The organism is Streptomyces sp. BL1 (assembly GCF_057628045.1).
In genome coordinates this window covers 7,583,029-7,599,812 of sequence record NZ_JBXYWZ010000002.1, presented here as the reverse complement: position 1 = coordinate 7,599,812, position 16,784 = coordinate 7,583,029, and the positions used below count along the sequence as shown (strand labels likewise).

General features: G+C 72.8%; 11 protein-coding genes. 8 read left to right on the top strand and 3 right to left on the bottom strand.

The annotated features are described in order from the left end of the window. Positions 1–52 precede the first annotated feature (52 nt). Positions 53–1,864 carry a serine/threonine-protein kinase gene (locus AC3AGO_RS33355; RefSeq protein WP_487824021.1) on the bottom strand — a complete coding sequence of 604 codons (1,812 nt, stop codon included), beginning with the start codon at positions 1,862–1,864 and terminating at the stop codon, positions 53–55. Between the two features lie 385 nt (positions 1,865–2,249). On the opposite strand from AC3AGO_RS33355, the gene AC3AGO_RS33350 reads away from it, so the two are divergent. From AC3AGO_RS33350 to AC3AGO_RS33330, 5 genes are all read left to right on the top strand, one after another. Then, positions 2,250–3,128, top strand: coding sequence for an alpha/beta fold hydrolase (locus AC3AGO_RS33350; protein WP_487824020.1), 879 nt, complete (start codon positions 2,250–2,252; stop codon positions 3,126–3,128). After that, positions 3,125–3,943, top strand: a complete 819-nt coding sequence (locus tag AC3AGO_RS33345; RefSeq protein WP_487824019.1) for a class I SAM-dependent methyltransferase — start codon at positions 3,125–3,127, stop codon at positions 3,941–3,943. Before AC3AGO_RS33350 ends, AC3AGO_RS33345 begins: the two co-directional genes overlap by 4 nt. A gap of 363 nt (positions 3,944–4,306) precedes the next feature. Beyond that, positions 4,307–6,697, top strand: a complete 2,391-nt coding sequence (locus AC3AGO_RS33340) for a glycoside hydrolase family 3 N-terminal domain-containing protein (protein ID WP_487824018.1) — start codon at positions 4,307–4,309, stop codon at positions 6,695–6,697. Positions 6,698–6,779: 82 nt separating this feature from the next. After that, complete coding sequence (locus AC3AGO_RS33335; protein ID WP_487824017.1) at positions 6,780–8,063, top strand: MFS transporter; 1,284 nt, start codon at positions 6,780–6,782, stop codon at positions 8,061–8,063. A gap of 189 nt (positions 8,064–8,252) precedes the next feature. Continuing rightward, positions 8,253–9,551 (top strand): alpha/beta fold hydrolase, encoded by a 1,299-nt coding sequence (locus tag AC3AGO_RS33330; RefSeq protein WP_487824016.1) that lies wholly within the window; start codon positions 8,253–8,255, stop codon positions 9,549–9,551. A 4-nt stretch (positions 9,552–9,555) separates the two neighbouring features. On the opposite strand, the gene AC3AGO_RS33325 is transcribed toward AC3AGO_RS33330, so the two are convergent. Continuing rightward, the gene (locus AC3AGO_RS33325) at positions 9,556–11,475 is read right to left on the bottom strand and encodes a tetratricopeptide repeat protein (RefSeq protein ID WP_487824015.1); all 1,920 of its coding nucleotides are present in this window, start codon (positions 11,473–11,475) and stop codon (positions 9,556–9,558) included. Positions 11,476–11,683: 208 nt separating this feature from the next. On the opposite strand from AC3AGO_RS33325, the gene AC3AGO_RS33320 reads away from it, so the two are divergent. From AC3AGO_RS33320 to AC3AGO_RS33310, 3 genes are all read left to right on the top strand, one after another. Then, on the top strand, positions 11,684–13,288 hold the full coding sequence (locus AC3AGO_RS33320) for an alkaline phosphatase D family protein (protein WP_487824014.1): 1,605 nt from the start codon (positions 11,684–11,686) through the stop codon (positions 13,286–13,288). A gap of 16 nt (positions 13,289–13,304) precedes the next feature. Further along, the gene (locus AC3AGO_RS33315) at positions 13,305–13,835 is read left to right on the top strand and encodes a DUF1990 domain-containing protein (protein WP_487824013.1); all 531 of its coding nucleotides are present in this window, start codon (positions 13,305–13,307) and stop codon (positions 13,833–13,835) included. 275 nt (positions 13,836–14,110) lie between these two features. Beyond that, on the top strand, positions 14,111–15,532 hold the full coding sequence (locus tag AC3AGO_RS33310) for a GNAT family N-acetyltransferase (protein WP_487824012.1): 1,422 nt from the start codon (positions 14,111–14,113) through the stop codon (positions 15,530–15,532). Between the two features lie 248 nt (positions 15,533–15,780). Here the strand turns inward: AC3AGO_RS33310 and AC3AGO_RS33305 are convergent, their stop codons facing one another. Next, the gene (locus AC3AGO_RS33305; RefSeq protein ID WP_487824011.1) at positions 15,781–16,614 is read right to left on the bottom strand and encodes an SAM-dependent methyltransferase; all 834 of its coding nucleotides are present in this window, start codon (positions 16,612–16,614) and stop codon (positions 15,781–15,783) included. Positions 16,615–16,784 lie beyond the last annotated feature (170 nt).

Genomic DNA, 16,784 nt, shown 5'->3' with positions numbered 1-16,784 from the left:
GCACATGACCTTCGCCTGCGGGTCCGGAACGCCCCGCTTCTCGGTCTTGCTGCTACTTCGCCGGCTTCCACAGGGTGACCATGCCCTTGAACTGCGGCAGGCGAGGCTGCTCTCCGGCCTTGGGCGGCGCCGGTCGATCCACCTCGGTGATCTTGAGCAGGGACAGATTGCCCCTGCTGGTGACGGTGCACAGGAGGGTGCCCTTGCCGATGCTCCGGACGCCCTTCAACTCGCCCACGTGCATGCTGTCCGGCAACGCGCGCTTCTTCGGTGCGGCCTTGCACTCCTGTGGTGTGGGGCCGAGGCTCTTGCCGGTCTTCGTGGCGAAGAGGATCTCGGACTTCCACATGGTGATCTCCCGGTCCGCCTGAGAGATCCTCCCCGCCTGCGGCGCGTCCTTGTCCTGCTTGGGGACATCGAGGTTGGCGTTGCCGAAGCCCGCGAGCGTGTCCGGGTAACCGAGGGTCACCGGCTTCTCCTTGAACACCTGCCGGTAGCCGGCCTGGACCGGCGCGTCCTCACCGGCCGACGGCGCGCCGCTCGCCCCGCCCTTGCCGGAAGCCGGGTCCTCCGGGCCCCCGACGCCCGGCACGACCGCCCATGCCACTCCGGCCACGACGAGCGCGGCGACCACGGCGCCTGCGATGACCAGCGGATTGCGCGGCTTTCGTCCGCCGGCGGGCGGCGGGCCCTGGCCGGGCCCCTGCGGCGGGGCGGTGGACTGGGTCGCGGCATACGCGGGGGCGGGCGGGCCGGAGGGGGCGCCGGTGGGGGCCTGGGTCGGGACGTACTCGGCGGGCCGGCCGGTGGACTCGTCGATGGGCCGGCCGGCGGCGGATTGCGGGGCGGGAGCGCCGGGGGCGGGCTGGGGCGCAGGAGGCCCATTTCCCGTGCCGGGCGCGGCAGTTGGGGCGCCGGCGGCCGGGGCCGGACCCGGCTCCGGGGGTCGCCGGGCCGCGGCCTCCCTGCGGGCGATCTCCGTGGCGAGCGGTTCGGGCAGCCAGCCGTCGAAGTCCCGGCGCTGCCGCCCCGACGCCCGCTCGCACCAGTCGGCGAGCTCGGCGGGACCGGGACGCTGTGCGGGATCGGCCTGCAGACAGACCGTCAGCAGTTCGCGCAGCGCGTCCGGGTAGCCGCTCAGGTCCGGCGGGCGCTGGTCGGTGTTGGCGATGGTGGCGGCGATGGAGAGGCCCGCGCCCTCGCCGTACGGGTGGCGGCCCGTGGCCACCACCGCGGCGATGAGGCCGAGGGCGAAGATGTCCGTCGCTCCGGTGACTTCCCTGCCCAGCGCGTGCTCGGGCGACATGTACTGCGGGGTGCCGATGAACCCGCCGGTCTGGGTGAGCTGCGTGGTGTCGGTGGCGCGCGCGATGCCGAAGTCGATGACCCAGGGGCCGTCCGAACTGAGCAGAATGTTGCCGGGCTTGAGGTCCCGGTGGACGACCGAGGCGGCGTGCACCGAGGCGAGCGCCTGCGCGGTGCAGCCGACCAGCTGGAACGTCGCGGACAGCGGCAGCGGCCCGAAGAAGGTCAGCGCGTCGTCCAGTGGCAGGCCCGGCACGTACGAGGTGACGATCCACGGCTGGTCGCCCTGCATGTCGTGGTCGAGGACCGGAACGATGTGGTAGCCCGACACCCGCCGTGCGGCCTGCACTTCGCGTTCGAAACGGGCGCGGAAGTCGGCGTTCTGCGCGTACTCGCCGCGGATGACCTTCAGCGCGACCGGCTGGTTGCCGCGCGTACGGGAGAGGTACACGGCGCCCATGCCGCCCTCGCCGACCTTGGCGAGCAGCGGGTACCCGGAGATCTCCCGCGGGTCCCCCGGCCCCAGCGGAGTCAGCACATTGTCGTCGACGCTCGTCACAGCTCTCCCTCGTTGGTCAACATCGCAGCATGCTACTGGGCTCACACGCCCCGCAACGGCCCCGCGGTTGCGGGCGCGATGTGTGCGGGGCGGGGTCTCGCGCACGGGGGGGGCGGGTTCCTGCGGGCGGGGCCGGGCTCGCGTACGGGGCGCCGACTCCGGCGGGCGGGGGCTCGGGCCTCCGGGGGACGCCGCCCGCGCATATCGGCGTGCAACAGGCTTCCCCGCGGCGGGCGTTGCTGACATCGTGTCCAATGAGCCGGGGCGGCCTCTCCCCGTACCGAGGCAGCCGCTCCCCACCCTGGTGCCTGCCCGGCCGGCCGGCGAGCACCGCCCCCGGCGCAGCCCGCGGCCCGCAGGCCGATGCCCTTCCCAGGAGTGGAACATGACTGCCATCGCCTCTCCGCACCCTCCGGTGCGCGTCTCCGACTCGGTCGTCCGCGTCTCACCCGGCGGCATGCCGCCCTTCGACATCGCGTACGAACGGCGCGGCGACGGCGAGCCCTTGGTACTGCTGCACGGCATCGGCCACCACTGGCAGGCCTGGGAACCGGTGCTGAGCGCGCTGACCGCCTCCTACGACGTCATCGCCCCCGACCTGCCCGGCTTCGGCACCTCGCCGCCCCTGCCGGACGGCATCGCGTACGACACGGCCGGCGTCGTGCCCGCGCTGGCCGCCGCGTTCGAGGAGCTCGGCGTGGAACGGCCGCACGTGGTGGGCAATTCGCTCGGCGGGCTGCTCGCGCTGGAGCTCGGTGTGGCGGGCCACGCCCGCTCGGTGACGGCCCTCTCCCCCGCCGGCTTCTGGGTGGACTGGGAGCGCCGGTGGGCGTACGGCGTACTGCTGGGCATGCGCGCCGGCGCGAAGGCGCTGCCGGAGCCTGCGGTACGGATGCTGGCACGCAGCGCGGCGGGCCGTTTCGCGCTGACGAGCTCCATATACGCCCGCCCCGGGCGGCGTTCACCGGAGGCGGTGGTAGCGGAGACCCGCGCGCTGAAGGAGGCGACGGGCTTCCGCGAGACGCTGGAGGCCGGACGGCGCCCGGACACCCTGTTCGACGGCGACCTCGCGGACATCCCGGTCACGGTCGCCTGGGGCGACAAGGACATGCTCCTGCTGCGCCGCCAGGGCATCCGCGCGAAGAAGATCCTGCCCGGGGCGCGACTCGTACGGCTGCGCGGCTGCGGCCACGTCCCGATGAACGACGACCCGGCGATCGTCGCCCGCGTCATCAGCGACACGGCGCGGGCCGCCGTCAAGTGACGGATCACGGGCACACGACGGAGGACGGCAGAGACGCGGCTGCCGAGTCCCACCAGGCCGTCACCCGGCGGGAGTTCGCCCGGCAGTCGGATACGTTCGAGGACAGCCGGCTCAACTCCGCATTCACCCGGCACCTGGAGCGGCTGGTGGACTTCGCCGCGCCCCGCGCCTCCGACGTGTGCCTGGACGCGGCCTGCGGTACGGGACTGGTCGCGCGGGCGCTCGCCGCCCGCGCGGGCCAGGTCACCGCACTGGACCTGACCCGCGACATGCTGGAGCGGGGCAAGGAGGCCGCCGACGAGGAGGGCGTGCGCAACCTCGTCTTCCAGAGCGGCGACGCGGCTCGACTCCCCTTCCTCGACGGCTCGTTCACGCTGTGCGTGACCCGGTACTCGCTGCACCACGTACCGGACCCGGCCGCCGTGGCGGCGGAGCTGGTACGGGTGTGCCGGCCCGGCGGCCGCGTCGTCGTCGCCGACCTGGTGACGGATCCCCGTACGCCGGGGGACGTGGACCGCTGGGAGCGCCTTCGCGACCCCTCGCACGGAACGACGCTGACGGCAGTACGCATCGAGGAGCTGCTGGCCGCGGCGGGCGCCGTCCCGGAACGCCGCGAGATCTTCGACCACCCCCGCCCCCTCGCCCCGTGGCTGGAACAGTCCCGCACGCCACCGGACGCCGCGGCGGCGGTAACCGAAGCGCTGGAAGCGGAACTTGAGGGCGGTCCACCCACAGGCCTGCGCCCTCAACGCGTGGACGATGCCCTCTGCTTCACCCACACACTCGCCCACGTAGCGGCGGTCCTCCCGAAGTAGCCGCCGCGGGCCGGAGTTTCGCGAGGGGAGCGCGTGCCGGGACGGTCCGGCGCGCGCTCCCCTCGTTCGTCGTGCGCTGACGTCGCGCAGGCGTCGCACGCGGGCCGCCCTCGCACCGGGCCGCCCCGGAGAGCCCCAAACCCCCTGGTACGAGCGGTGGTTCACGACGCTCCTGCCCTGCCCGAGGCCGGCGTCGACGGCGCAGGGGCGGAAGAGATCTGGTCGCACCCCATTGACGGACGTGACGCACGTTGCCACTCTGCCGTCGTCGAATTCGTCAATCCAGATTACTAATTCGCCCGTACCGGCCCTCAGTGCACTCCCTGCCGCGGTGCGCCGATGGCCAGCCGCAGGAGGAGTCGCATGCAGCTCTGGAACGACACCACCCGCTCCCCGGAGGAACGCGTCAAGGCCCTGCTCGCCGCGATGACGCTGCCCGAGAAGCTGGCACAGCTGGGCAGTTACTGGCCCAAGGCCGACGGTGACGGTGACGGCGCGGGTGCCGGCGCCGAAAGCGACGGCGCGGGGGCCGGCGTGGCGCCGCTGGAGGGCGCCCTCGCGCCCCGGAGCGACGAGGACGCCGCACTGGCGCACGGCATCGGCCATCTCACCCGCCCCTACGGCACGCGCCCCGTCTCCGCGCGGGAGGGCCGGGCCGAACTCGACCGGCGGCAGCGGAAGTTGACCGACGGGACACGGCTGGGGATTCCCGCAATCGCGCACGAGGAGTGCCTGACCGGCTTCGCCACCTTCGGCGCCAGCGTGTATCCCACCCCGCTGGCCTGGGCGGCGGCCTTCGACCCCGGACTGACCGAACGGGTGGGCGCGGCCATCGGCCGGGACATGGCCGCCTCCGGTGTGCACCAGGGCCTCTCCCCCGTGCTGGACGTCGTACGCGACTACCGCTGGGGACGGGTGGAGGAGACGCTGGGCGAGGACCCGTACCTGACGGGCGTCGTCGGCACCGCGTACGTGCGCGGGCTGCAGTCCCACGGCATCATCGCGACGCTGAAGCACTTCGCCGGGCACGCGGCCTCGCGCGGCGCGCGGAACCACGCGCCGGTGTCCATCGGTCCGCGCGAGATGGCCGACGTCGTCCTGCCGCCGTTCGAAATGGCCGTCCGCGAGGGCGCGGTGGGGTCGGTGATGAACTCCTACACCGACCAGGACGGCGTACCGGCGGCGGCCGACACCGCGCTGCTGACCGGTGTGCTGCGCGAGCAGTGGGGGTTCACCGGCACGGTCGTCTCCGACTACGGCGCCGTCGCCTTCCTGGCGTCCATGCACCGCGTCGCCGCCACCGAAGGGGACGCGGCGGCGCTCGCGCTGACGGCGGGGCTCGACGTGGAGCTGCCCAACACCCGCTGTTACGGGGAGAGTCTGGCCGCGCAGGTCGCCGAAGGGCGCGTGGCGGAAGAGCTCGTGGACCGGGCGGTGCGGCGGGTACTGCGGCAGAAACTGGCGCTCGGACTGCTCGACGCGGACTGGACGCCGGAGACGGCCGGCCGCACCGCCGCCGCTGAGGGGCAGACAGCGGAACCCGGCGCGGACTCCGGCGAGTTGGATCCGGCCGGCAACCGCGCGCTCGCCCGGGAGGCCGCCGAACGCTCCGTGGTCCTCCTCGCGAACGACGACGGCCTGCTGCCCCTGACGCCGGAACGCGCCCGCAAGGTCGCCCTCATCGGGCCGTGCGCCGACGACCCCCGCACGTTCCTCGGCTGCTACGCCTTCCCGAACCATGTGCTCCCCCGCTATCCGGGCAGCGGCCCGGGCATCGGCATCCCCACCCTGCGCGAGGCGCTCGGCGCCGAACTGCCGGGCGCGGCACTCTCGTTCGCCGAGGGCTGCCCCGTACGCAACGAGGACCGCAGCGGCATCGCGGCCGCCGTCGCCGCGGCCGCCGAAGCCGACGTCGCCGTCCTCGCCGTCGGCGACCGGTCCGGCATGTTCGGCGGCGGCACCTCCGGCGAGGGCTGTGATGCTCCGGACCTCGAACTGCCCGGCGTCCAGGGCGAACTGGTACGGGCCGTCCAGGCGACCGGCACGCCCGTCGTGCTGGTCGTCGTCTCGGGCCGGCCGTACGCGCTGGGCCGGTACGCGGACGACTGCGCCGCGCTGGTGCAGGCGTTCCTGCCCGGCGAAGAGGGCGGCGCGGCGCTCGCGGGCGTACTGACGGGCCGCACCGTGCCCTCGGGCAAGCTACCGGTGCAGGTGCCGTTCGCGCCGGGTGGGCAGCCGGGCACGTATCTCGCCGCTCCCCTGGGCCGGTTCAGCGAGGGCATCAGCAACCTCGACAACCGGCCGCTGTACCCGTTCGGACACGGGCTGTCCTACACGGAGTTCACCTACAGCGACCTGGTGATCGGAGCGGAACGGATCGGCACCGACGGTGAGGTCGGCATCTCCTGCCTGGTCCGCAACACCGGCGACCGCCGCGGACGGGAGGCCGTACAGCTGTACTTCGAGGACCCCGTGGCCCAAGTCGCCCGCCCCGCCCTCATGCTGGCCGGTTTCGCGAACGTCTCCCTCGCCCCCGGCGCGCAGGCACGCGTGAGCTTCCGGCTGCACACCGACCAGGTCTCCTTCACGGGCCTGGCCGGCAAGCGCCTCGTCGAGCCCGGCGGCCTGGGGCTCCTGGTCGGCTCCTCCAGTGCCGACATCCGGCTGCACGGCAGCGTCGAACTGGCCGGCCCCGTACGGGAGGTGGGCCCGGAGCGCCGCCTCACCTGCCCCGTACACGTCGACCCGCACTGACCCCGTCCCCCCTTCCCGGTGGCAGGGCCCGCTGAGGGGCTCTGCCACCGGAACCACGGCACCGTACGCAAGGGAGCTACGTGTGACCACCACCTCAGGCACCTCCCCGGAACCCGCACCCGGCACCGCACCGGCCCCCGCCCCGCCTGCCCGCAGAGCAGGACCGCTCCTCGTCACCGGCATGGCCATCGCCCAGTTCGGCCTGTTCCTCGCCCTGATGACACCGATCCTGACGAGCCTGCAGCTCAAAGTGCAGGACCTCGTGGGCCCGGGCCAACAGGCCACCTCCCTGGGCATCGTGACCAGTACGGGGTCGGTGGCGGCGCTGCTCGCCAACCCCGTGTTCGGCCGCATCAGCGACCGTACGACCGGCCGCTTCGGACGACGGCGCCCCTGGCTCGTCGTCGGCATGGCCGGACTGACCGCGAGCCTGCTGCTCATGGCGACGGCCACGAGCATCGCCATGCTGACCGTCGGCTTCTTCCTCGGCTCGGTCTTCGCCAACGCCGCGCTGGCCGCCTTCATCGCCACCATCGCCGACCACATACCCGAGTACCAGCGCGGCAAGGTCAGCGGACTGATCGGCATCATGCAGAACCTGGCGCCGACAGCGGGAACGTGGATCGCCCAGTACTTCACCGGCGACATGCTGCTGCTGTTCCTCGTACCCGGCGTCATCGGCGCGCTGCTCGTCCTCGGGTACGCCGTGTTCCTGCCCGACAAACGGCTGCACCGGCCGCCGCCCCGGGAGGGCCGCCGCGCCCTGCTGCGCACCTTCTGGGTGAGCCCCCGTCAGCATCCCGACTTCGCCTGGGCCTGGCTCTCCCGCTTCCTGCTCACCCTCGCGTCGTGGATGTTCATGACGTTCCGGCTGATGTACCTCCAGCACGAACTGGACCTCTCCGCGCAGAAGGCGACCGCCGCCATGGCGACCGGCGCGCTGCTCTACGGCGTATGCGTCATGGTCGCCGCACAGGCTGCGGGCTGGCTCTCCGACAGGTTCCGGCGGCGCAAACCGTTCATCGCCGTGTCCACGCTGGTATTCGGCGCGGGGATGCTGGTGCTCAGCCAGGCGGACACGCTCACCGTGTTCTACGCCGCCGAGATCGTGCTCGGTCTCGCCTTCGGCACCTACATGGGCGTCGATCTGGCCCTCGTCATCGACGTCCTGCCCGACCCCGACAACCCCTCCCAGGACCTGGGCATCTTCAACATCGCGATGGCCGGCCCCCAGGTGTTCGCCCCCGCCTTCGGCGCCTTCCTGATCAGCGCGGGCGGAGGCGGCTACACCCTGCTCCTCATCGGCGCCGCCCTCGTCAGCCTCCTCGGAGCGCTCGCCATCCTGCCCGTACGGAAGGTGAGATGAGCCGACAGAGCCGACCGGACCCGGGTTCATTCCGCAGGGATACAGGGGCCGGTGGGGGCGCTATGTTGACGGTGCACGGTGTAAAGGTTCTGGCCGATCGTCCTGCACTGCCGTTTCCGGGCGTCCTCGCGGTGTCCAGTTGTCGTGCCGGTGCGTCGTGTGCCGGGCGGTTCCTGGGAGGGGAAGCCCGTGAACGACGCCACACTCATCGACGACCTGATCAAGAACACCCCCGAAGGGGACGCGTTCTACACACCGCCCGACCCGCTGCCCGGCCGCGCCCCCGGTGATCCGGTCCACCTGCGCAGGCTGGAGTCCGCCTTATCGGTGCCGGAGGGCGGCGAGAACTGGCTGGTCCTCTACCGGTCCGAGAGTGCGGGCGAGACACCCGCCCCGGTCGCCGTTTCCGGCATCATCGTCCTGCCCGACCGTTCCGAGCACCCGGTGCCGGACGGCGGCTATCCGCTGGTCAGTTGGTGCCACGGCACGGTGGGCGTGGCGAACCGGGTCGCGCCGTCGCGCGACCGGGGGGACACGGGGGCCTCCCCCATGAACGCCTACCCCACCACGATGCTCGGCCGTTTCCTGGAGCAGGGCTGGGCCGTGGCCATGACCGACTACGAGGCCCTGGGCACCGGAACCGCGACCAAGCTCCACCCCTACCTGCTCGGCCAGTCCGAGGCCCGCGGCGCCCTGGACATCGTCCTGGCCGCACGCCGTCTGTTCCCCGACGAGCTATCCGACCGGTTTGCTCTCGTGGGGCATTCCCAGGGCGGCCAGGCCGCGTTGTTCGCCGCGGCCGAGGCCCCGGGCCGGGTGGAAGGACTGGTCGCGGTGGCGGCGACGGCCCCGGCCAACCACCCCCTGGACATCGTCCACGCCGGTGCGCACCCGTTGAACGTCTTCAAGAGCGACGGGTATGCGTTCACCCCGCTGTTCCTGGCCGGCGCCATCGCCGGTTCCCTCGTGGACGAAGGCACCGCCGGCCACATCAAGGTCATCGACCCGGAGCGGGTGCTGTCGGCCAAGGGCTACGGATTCTGGCCCCAGGTGTGGGAAAGGTCCCGCGCCGAGCTGAGCAACCCCCAGGACTCCTACGGCAGTCTGATGGGCAATGAGCAGTTCCGCCGACGGACCGCCCTGGACCCCAGCTATCCCGACGACCCCAACGACGATCAGAAGGAGTTCGACAGGCAGCTGGCGAAGATGAACCCCGACCTCGCCGTTTCCGTCCCGGTCCGGATCGCTCAAGCGCAGGCCGACAAACGCGTCAAGTACGAGCACGAGCCGCCGGCGGCGCATGTCCCGGGCACCAAAGCGCTCATCGAGGAACTCAAGGGCCGCAACGGCAATGACATCGCCTCCCGGATCTACGGCCCGGACGAGGTGACCAACGACGAGCAGCCGCTGGAGGCGCACTTCACGACGCTCAACGTGGACACCGGCGAACTCATCGCCTGGCTCGTCGAACGCGGCCTCTCCGGCTGACGGGTCAGTCCGCCGTCGCCTCCGCGAGGAGGGTGGACGCTTCCTTGTGGTGGGGGTCTGTGGCGAGGATGCGGTGGGCTCGGGTCGTGGCTGCGGTGGGGCGGTCGAGGGCCAGTTCGAGGCGGGCTGCCAAGAGGTCCGCGGAGGTGCGCTCTTCGGCGCCCGCCTCGCCGCAGGCCTGGAAGACGGCGACGGACTGGTCGGTGTGGAGGACCGCTTCCTGGTAGGCGGCGCGGTTCACGGCGTTCTGTTCGGGGTCGACCGAGGGGCCGGGCGGGCCGGAGGCGGTGCGCAGCAGGAGTTCGGCGGACTGGCGGTAGACGCGGCCGAGTTCGAGCTGGAGGTCGAGCTGGTGGCGGCCCGTGGCGGTCTGGAGGCCCTGTTCGAGCGCGGTGAGGGCCGCGGCTACCAGTTCGACGGCCTTGGCGACGGTGGTGGTGCCGCCCTCGGGGTGGGCGGTCATGGCGAGCCAGGCACGGGAGCGCAGCACCCGTACGACGCCCTCCGTCCAGCCGAGGCCGCGCCATACGTCCTCGGCGCGCTCGTAGGCGGGGCCGGCCTCCGCGTACTGGCCTGCGGTGGAGAGTTCGTTGGCGCCGAGGTGGGCGAGGACGGCGTGGTTGTGCTGGTTCTCCCAGGCGCGCGCGAGGTCGGCGGCCTGGAGGTACTCCCCTGCCGCCGCCGCGTGTTCGCCGGTACGGGCGAGGGCCTCACCCAGCCACCAGCGGGCCTGTACGACGTCGGCCTCGTCGTGTCCGGCGAGCAGTTGGGGCAGCGCGTCGCGCAGAGTGGTCACGGCGTACGCGGGGCAGTCCAGTGCGAGGTAGGTGCCGCCGAGGCGCAGCCGGGCGTGGGTGCCGAGGCCCGCGGCGTCTCCGGCGGCCTCGGCCCACTGGACGGCCTGTTGGAGGGCTCCGGCCTCCTCTGCCGCGCGTTCCTGGTAGGCGAGGGATTCGGCGAGGGCCAGGTGCAGCCGTGCCGTACGGGCGGCGCCCAGCCCCTCGGTCGCGTCGCCGGCGTCGAGGGCGCGGCGCAGCGCCGCCTCCGCGTCGGCGGGCCGTTCGTCGTCCATCAGGGCCTGGGCGTGGGCGAGTTCGGCGCCGGCGGCGTACCAGGCACGGCCGGCCTCGCGGTACAGGTCCGCGGCCGCGGCCAGGTGCCCGGCGGCGGTGGGTGCGTCGCCGCGCTGGGCTGCGAGGCGGCCGCGGGTCTCGGTGGCGTCGGCGATGCGGGCGAGTACGGCGGGCTGTTCGCGGTCCGGTTCGGCGAGCGCGACGAGGTCGGCGAGTTCGCCGTCGAGGACGGCGGCGGCCTGTGCCGGGTCGTCGGCGGTCTCCAGGAGGACGCCGCGGATGCGGGCGCGGGAGAGGAGTACGGCGGTGGCGTGCCGGGTGCTGAGCCGGCCCGCGCTGTGCAGCTCCAGGGCCTGTGCGCACAGGGGCTGAAGCCGTGTCAGGGCGTCTTCGGGGCTGCCGGCGTAGCCGGTGGCGAGGGCGGCGCGGGCGCGGCAGGCGACGGCCTTGCCGGGTTCGCCGGCGGCGTCGTAGAGCGCGGCGGCCTCGGCGAACTGTGCGGCGCCCGCGGCCGGTTCCGTACGGGCGAGGTCCATGGCCCGGTGGTCGGCCAGCTCGGCCTGTTCGCCCTGCGGCAGTGTGGTGCCGGTCTGCCGTACGGCGGCGTCGGCGCGGCGCCAGGCGTCCTGCGCGGAGGGGTGGCCGGTGTCGCTGAGGCGGCGCGCCTCGGCGAGGAGGGCGCGCGGGTCGCCGGTGACGGGCTCCTCGGCACCGGGAGCGGGCTGTCCGGGCAGGGGGATGCGCAGGGCGGGAACGGTGGCGTCCCCCGTGGCCGCCTCACCGTCCGACACGCCGCCAGGTCCCTTGCGCAGGCTGACCCCTTGGGCGTGTGATCTCCGCTTGGCACTCATCGTCCAGAATCCTAGAGGGCGGTACGCCTGGGCACCACGGTGTCTTGGTCCCACCCCTTATGTCCGCTGCGGTGCCGGTGTTCACTGGAGCGTCGCGTGTGCCACACACGGGACGGCTATACGTCAGTACGCCGTGTGCGCACGGCTGTTGCTCGTACGGTCCGCGACCGTACGGGCCGTAGAACTGCGACTGTTCAGGAGGACGTTCATGGCGCACGACAAACCGGCCACCCCCGGCAGAACTCCCGCGACGCCCGCGCGGCGTTCGGTGCTGCGCGGCTCCCTGGCCGCGTCCGCGGCGCTGTCGCTGCCCGGGCTCGCCGCGGCGGGTGCCGCGCCGGCTCAGGCGCTCGGCGGCCGCCCGGCGGCCAAGTGGGGTGTGCAGGCCGGGGATGTCACGTCGTCGTCGGGTCTGGTCTGGGTGCGCTCGGACCGTCCGGCGCGGATGGTGGTCGAGACGTCGGCGACGGAGTCCTTCCGCGGTGCGCGCCGCTGGCTGGGGCCGCTGATCGGCCCGGAGACGGACTTCACGGGGCGTACGCCGCTGTACGGGCTGCCCGCCGGTAAACAGGTGCACTACCGGGTGGTACTGGCCGACCCGGAGGATCCGCGGCGTACGGGCGAGCCGGTCGAGGGCACCTTCCGTACGGCGCCGGAGGGCCGCCGCGCGGGGGTGCGGTTCCTGTGGTCGGGCGATCTGGCCGGGCAGGGCTGGGGTATCAACCCGGACCGAGGCGGCTACCCGGTCTTCGAGGAGATGCGCCGGCTGAACCCGGACTTCTTCCTCAACAGCGGCGACACCATCTACGCGGACTCGCCCATCAAGGAGAAGGTCGAACTGCCCGACGGCAGGGTCTGGCGGAACATCACCACGGAGGAGAAGGCGAAGGTCGCCGAGACCCTCGCCGAGTTCCGCGGCAACTTCCGCTACAACCTGCTGGACGCCAATCTGCGGCGGTTCAACGCGCAGGTGCCGTCGCTGGTGCAGTGGGACGACCACGAGGTGACGAACAACTGGTACCCGGGCGAGATCCTGGACGACCCCAAGTACAAAGTGAAGGACGTCGACACGCTCGCCGCCCGGTCCCGCCGCGCGTTCAGCGAATACTTCCCCATCGGCACGATGCCGCCCGGCGACGAGGACGGGCGGGTGTACCGGGTTGTGCACCGCGGGCCGCTGCTGGACGTGTTCCTGCTGGACATGCGCACGTACCGGAACGCCAATTCGCCCAACAAGCAGCCCGACGACAAGCAGGGCATCCTCGGCGAGCGGCAGCTGAAGTGGCTGAAGCGGGAACTGTCGCGTTCGCGCGCGGTGTGGAAGGTCATCGCGTCCGACATGCCGCTGGGTCTGGTCGTGCCGGACGGCAAGACGGATTTCGAGGCGGTCGCGCAGGGCGACCCGGGCGCGCCGCTGGGCCGGGAGCTGCAACTGGCTGACCTGCTGCGGCACATCAAGCGGGACCGGATCACGGGCACGGTGTGGTTCACCACGGACGTGCACTACACCTGTGCGCAGCACTACGAGCCGTCGGGCGCGGCGTTCCAGGACTTCGCGCCGTTCTGGGAGTTCGTGTCGGGCCCGATGAACGCGGGTGGATTCCCGGCACTGAAGCTGGACGGGACGTTCGGTCCGCGGCAGAAGTTCGTGAAGGCGCCGACGAAGGCGAACGTGTCGCCGATGGAGGGCGGACAGTACTTCGGTCAGGTGGACATCGACGGCGGCAGCGGCGAGCTGACCGTACGACTGCACGAGGAGGGTGGCGGGGTGCTCTACACGCAGACCCTGCAGCCGGGTCTGGTCGGCCAGTGAGCGATACTCGGGTGGTGTGACGCACACCGAGTTCACTTACGGCGACACCGGCGCGACCTGGCAGGGGCGCACCCCGGCGGGCTTCCACGCGCTGCGGGTGCGTACCCGGCTGGGCCGGGGCGCGGCGGTGTTCGCCGCGGCGGAGCGGGCGTTGATGCACTGGCGCATGCACCGCGAGATGGGCGTGACGGTCACCGCGGACGCGGACCGTGCGGCGCCGGGTGCGCACGTGACGGTCGGTCTGGGTGTGGGGCGGCTGCGGGTGTACGGGCCGTGCCGTGTGGTGTGGGCCGTCTCGGAGGAGGACCGGGCCGGGTGGGCGTACGGGACGCTGCCGGGCCATCCGGAGTGCGGCGAGGAGGCGTTCCTGGTCACGCTCGACGGGGACGGCGAAGTGTGGCTGACAGTGTGGGCGTTCAGCAGGGCGGCGGTGTGGTGGGTGCGGGCGGCGGGTCCGCTCGTACGGGCCTTCCAGTACGGGTACGCGCGACGCTGCGGCCAGGTGCTGCGGCGCCTCGCGGTGCGGGAGCACCGCACTGCGGGGTGAACGGGGGCCGCGCGTGCGAGCGGTGCTCTCGCTCCGGAGCGCGAGCGGTGCTCTCGCCTCGGCTCGCTGCTTCCGCTCCGGAGCGGAAGCACTGCTCTCGCCCCGGAGCAACGCACCGCCGCTCACGACGCGCGCCCGGCGCCCGAGTCGTGACAGCAAACTCCGAAGCCCGTAAGAAGCGCATAAATTGGGCGTCAACGGCACAGATGCATCCTTAACCCATCGGTCACAGCGCATTCTTGATCACGCAATACCGTTGCGCAAGGCTTGCTGCCATGGCTGACAACCCGCACTTGAGGAAACCACCCCGCACCCACCACTGGCGGCGTGACGTCGTCGAACTCGCCGCGATCTTCACGGCCGTCACCGTCGCCGACACGGCGGCCGCCACGGTCGTGCACGGCCACGACGGCCCGACCCTCCTCGGCGTCTCGGCGCTGGTCCTGCTGGCCACGGCCGGCTTCCACACATGGTGGTCACGCCGCCACACGGATTCGCCGCCCGGGCTCGATACGGACCCGCTGCCGGACCGCGCTGATACCGGCGCCACGGCGGCCCCGGAGGAGAACCCCGCCGCGGGCGGGGAGACGTCGCTGTGGCGGATGCGCACAACCGTCGAGGAAGAGCCCGGGTCCCTGGCCGCGCTGTGCACGGCGCTGGCCCGGCAGCGCATCGACATCGTCTCCCTGCAGACCCACCCCCTCGGAGAACGGACCGTGGACGAGTTCCTGCTGCGCGCCCCCGCCACGCTGGAGCCGCAGACGCTGCGGAAACTGGCGGCCGGAGCCGGTGGCACCGACACCTGGCTGGAGCGCGCGGACGCGCACGACCTGGTCGACGCGCCCGCACGGCTGCTGGCCCTGGCCACCCGTACGGCGCTGGACGCGGCGGAACTGCCGCTGGCGCTGCGCCAGTTGCTCGGCCGTTGCAGCATTCAGTCGGTCCCGGCCGTCTCGCCGACCGGCAAACGGCTCGCCGAGGAGGTGCCGCCCGAGGGCGTCCTGGAGGACCACGTGCTGCGGCTGCCCGACCCGGCGGGCGGCGCGATCGTCGTCGAGCGGCCCCATCTGCCGTTCACGCCCACGGAGTTCGCCCGCGCCCGCGCGCTGGTCGAGCTCGACGCCCGGCTGGGGCACCGGCTGCCGCGCCGCCGTGACGCGCTGACGCTGCCCGAGGGGCAGGAGATCACCGTACGACGCGCGGACACGCGGGACCTGGAGGCGGCGCGTGCCATGCACGACCGCTGCTCCCGTACGACGCTCTCGTACCGCTACCACGGCCCCGTCGGGGACGCCGACCGCTACCTCAACCACCTGCTCTCGCCGCGGTTCGGGCGCACGCTGGCGGTGGAGACCGCGTCGGGGAAGCTCGTGGCGCTCGGCCATCTGCTGTGGGACGGCGAGGAGTCGGAGGTCGCGCTGCTCGTCGAGGACGCGTGGCAGGGCCGCGGCATCGGCGCGGAACTCCTGCGCCGGCTGGTCACGCTGGCGGTGGAGGCGCGTTCGGAATGCGTCTACGCGGTGACGCAGGCGTCCAACACGGCGATGGTCGCGGCGATGCGCGGCCTGGGCCTGCCGCTGGACTACCAGGTGGAGGAGGGCACGCTGGTCGTCACGGCCCGCCTGGCGCCGGCGGCGGAGTCCGTGCGGCATGGGGGCTCGGCGGTGGAACCGGTCGTGAGGACGGAGAGCAGCTGACGCTCCGCCACCCCCGTGTACGGGCGGCCGCCCTCCGACAGGAGTGCGGCCGCCCGTCGCGTACGCCCACCGTGCGTGCCGCGGTGAGGGGTTGGCCCCAGACCCTCCCCCTGGGCCTGGCGGCCCGGGGGTACCCCCTCCTACCCGTTTCTTCCGGGGCTCCGCCCCGGGCCCCCACCCACGCTCCGCGCAAGAGATGGGGCATACGCCCCGGTCCCGCTGACGCGGGGAGGAGGGGTTGGTGTCTGCTACTTCTTGAGCGCCACCCCGCAGTGGAAGGCGACCTCCGGTTCGTCGCCGGTGGGCGCGTCGGCGGGGTCGATGCTCCAGCGGTTGCAGGCGACGACGCCCGGGCCGACGAGTTCGAGGCCCTCGAAGAAGCGCGACAGCTGCTGTGTGGTGCGCTGTTTGAGGCGGGGCTCCCCCGCCGAGTTCCAGAACGCCACCGCCTCGTCGACGTGCCGCAGCCCGGGCCCGGTCAGCGTGTGCGACAGCGCGAGGTGGCTGCCCGGCGGGACGGCGTCCATGAGCCGGCGCACCGTGGCGTACGCCTCTTCGTCGTCGTCCTGGCCGATGAACATCGCCACGCCCAGCAGCATCACGGCGACCGGCTCGTCGAAGTCCAGCGTGACGGCGGCCTCGCGCAGGATGTGCTCGGGGTCGCGCAGGTCCGCGTCGATGTAGGCGGTCGCGCCCTCCCGTGTGCCGCCGAGCAGGGCGCGGGCGTGGGTGAGCACGAGCGGGTCGTTGTCGACGTAGACGACACGCGCACCGGGTGTCGTGCGCTGGGCGACCTCGTGCGTGTTGTCGGCGGTCGGCAGGCCGGTGCCGATGTCCAGAAACTGGCGTACGCCCGCCGTACCCGACAGATAGCGCACGGCCCGTCCGAGGAAGTCGCGGTCGGCGCGGGCGTAGAGACCGATGTCGGGATACAGCGCGCGGATGCGGTCGCCCGCCTCGCGGTCGGCCGGGTAGTTGTCCCTGCCGCCCAGCCAGTAGTCCCAGATGCGGGCGGACTGCGGGACGGTGGTGTCGATCCACTGCTGCTCCGGCGTGGACGCCTGCGGCTGTTCTTCTGGCACGGGGTTCTCCTGCTCCGGACCGCGCGCGGAGGGTACGGCGGTGCGTGTCGGCTGCGGGCCGACGGTAGCCCGCTGCCCTGTGCGTACCCCCCAAGCACCCTTCGTCGCAAGGCTGTTGCCGTGCCGGTCCGGCGACAGGCCGGATTCGCCGGGAGAGAATGCTCGTGACG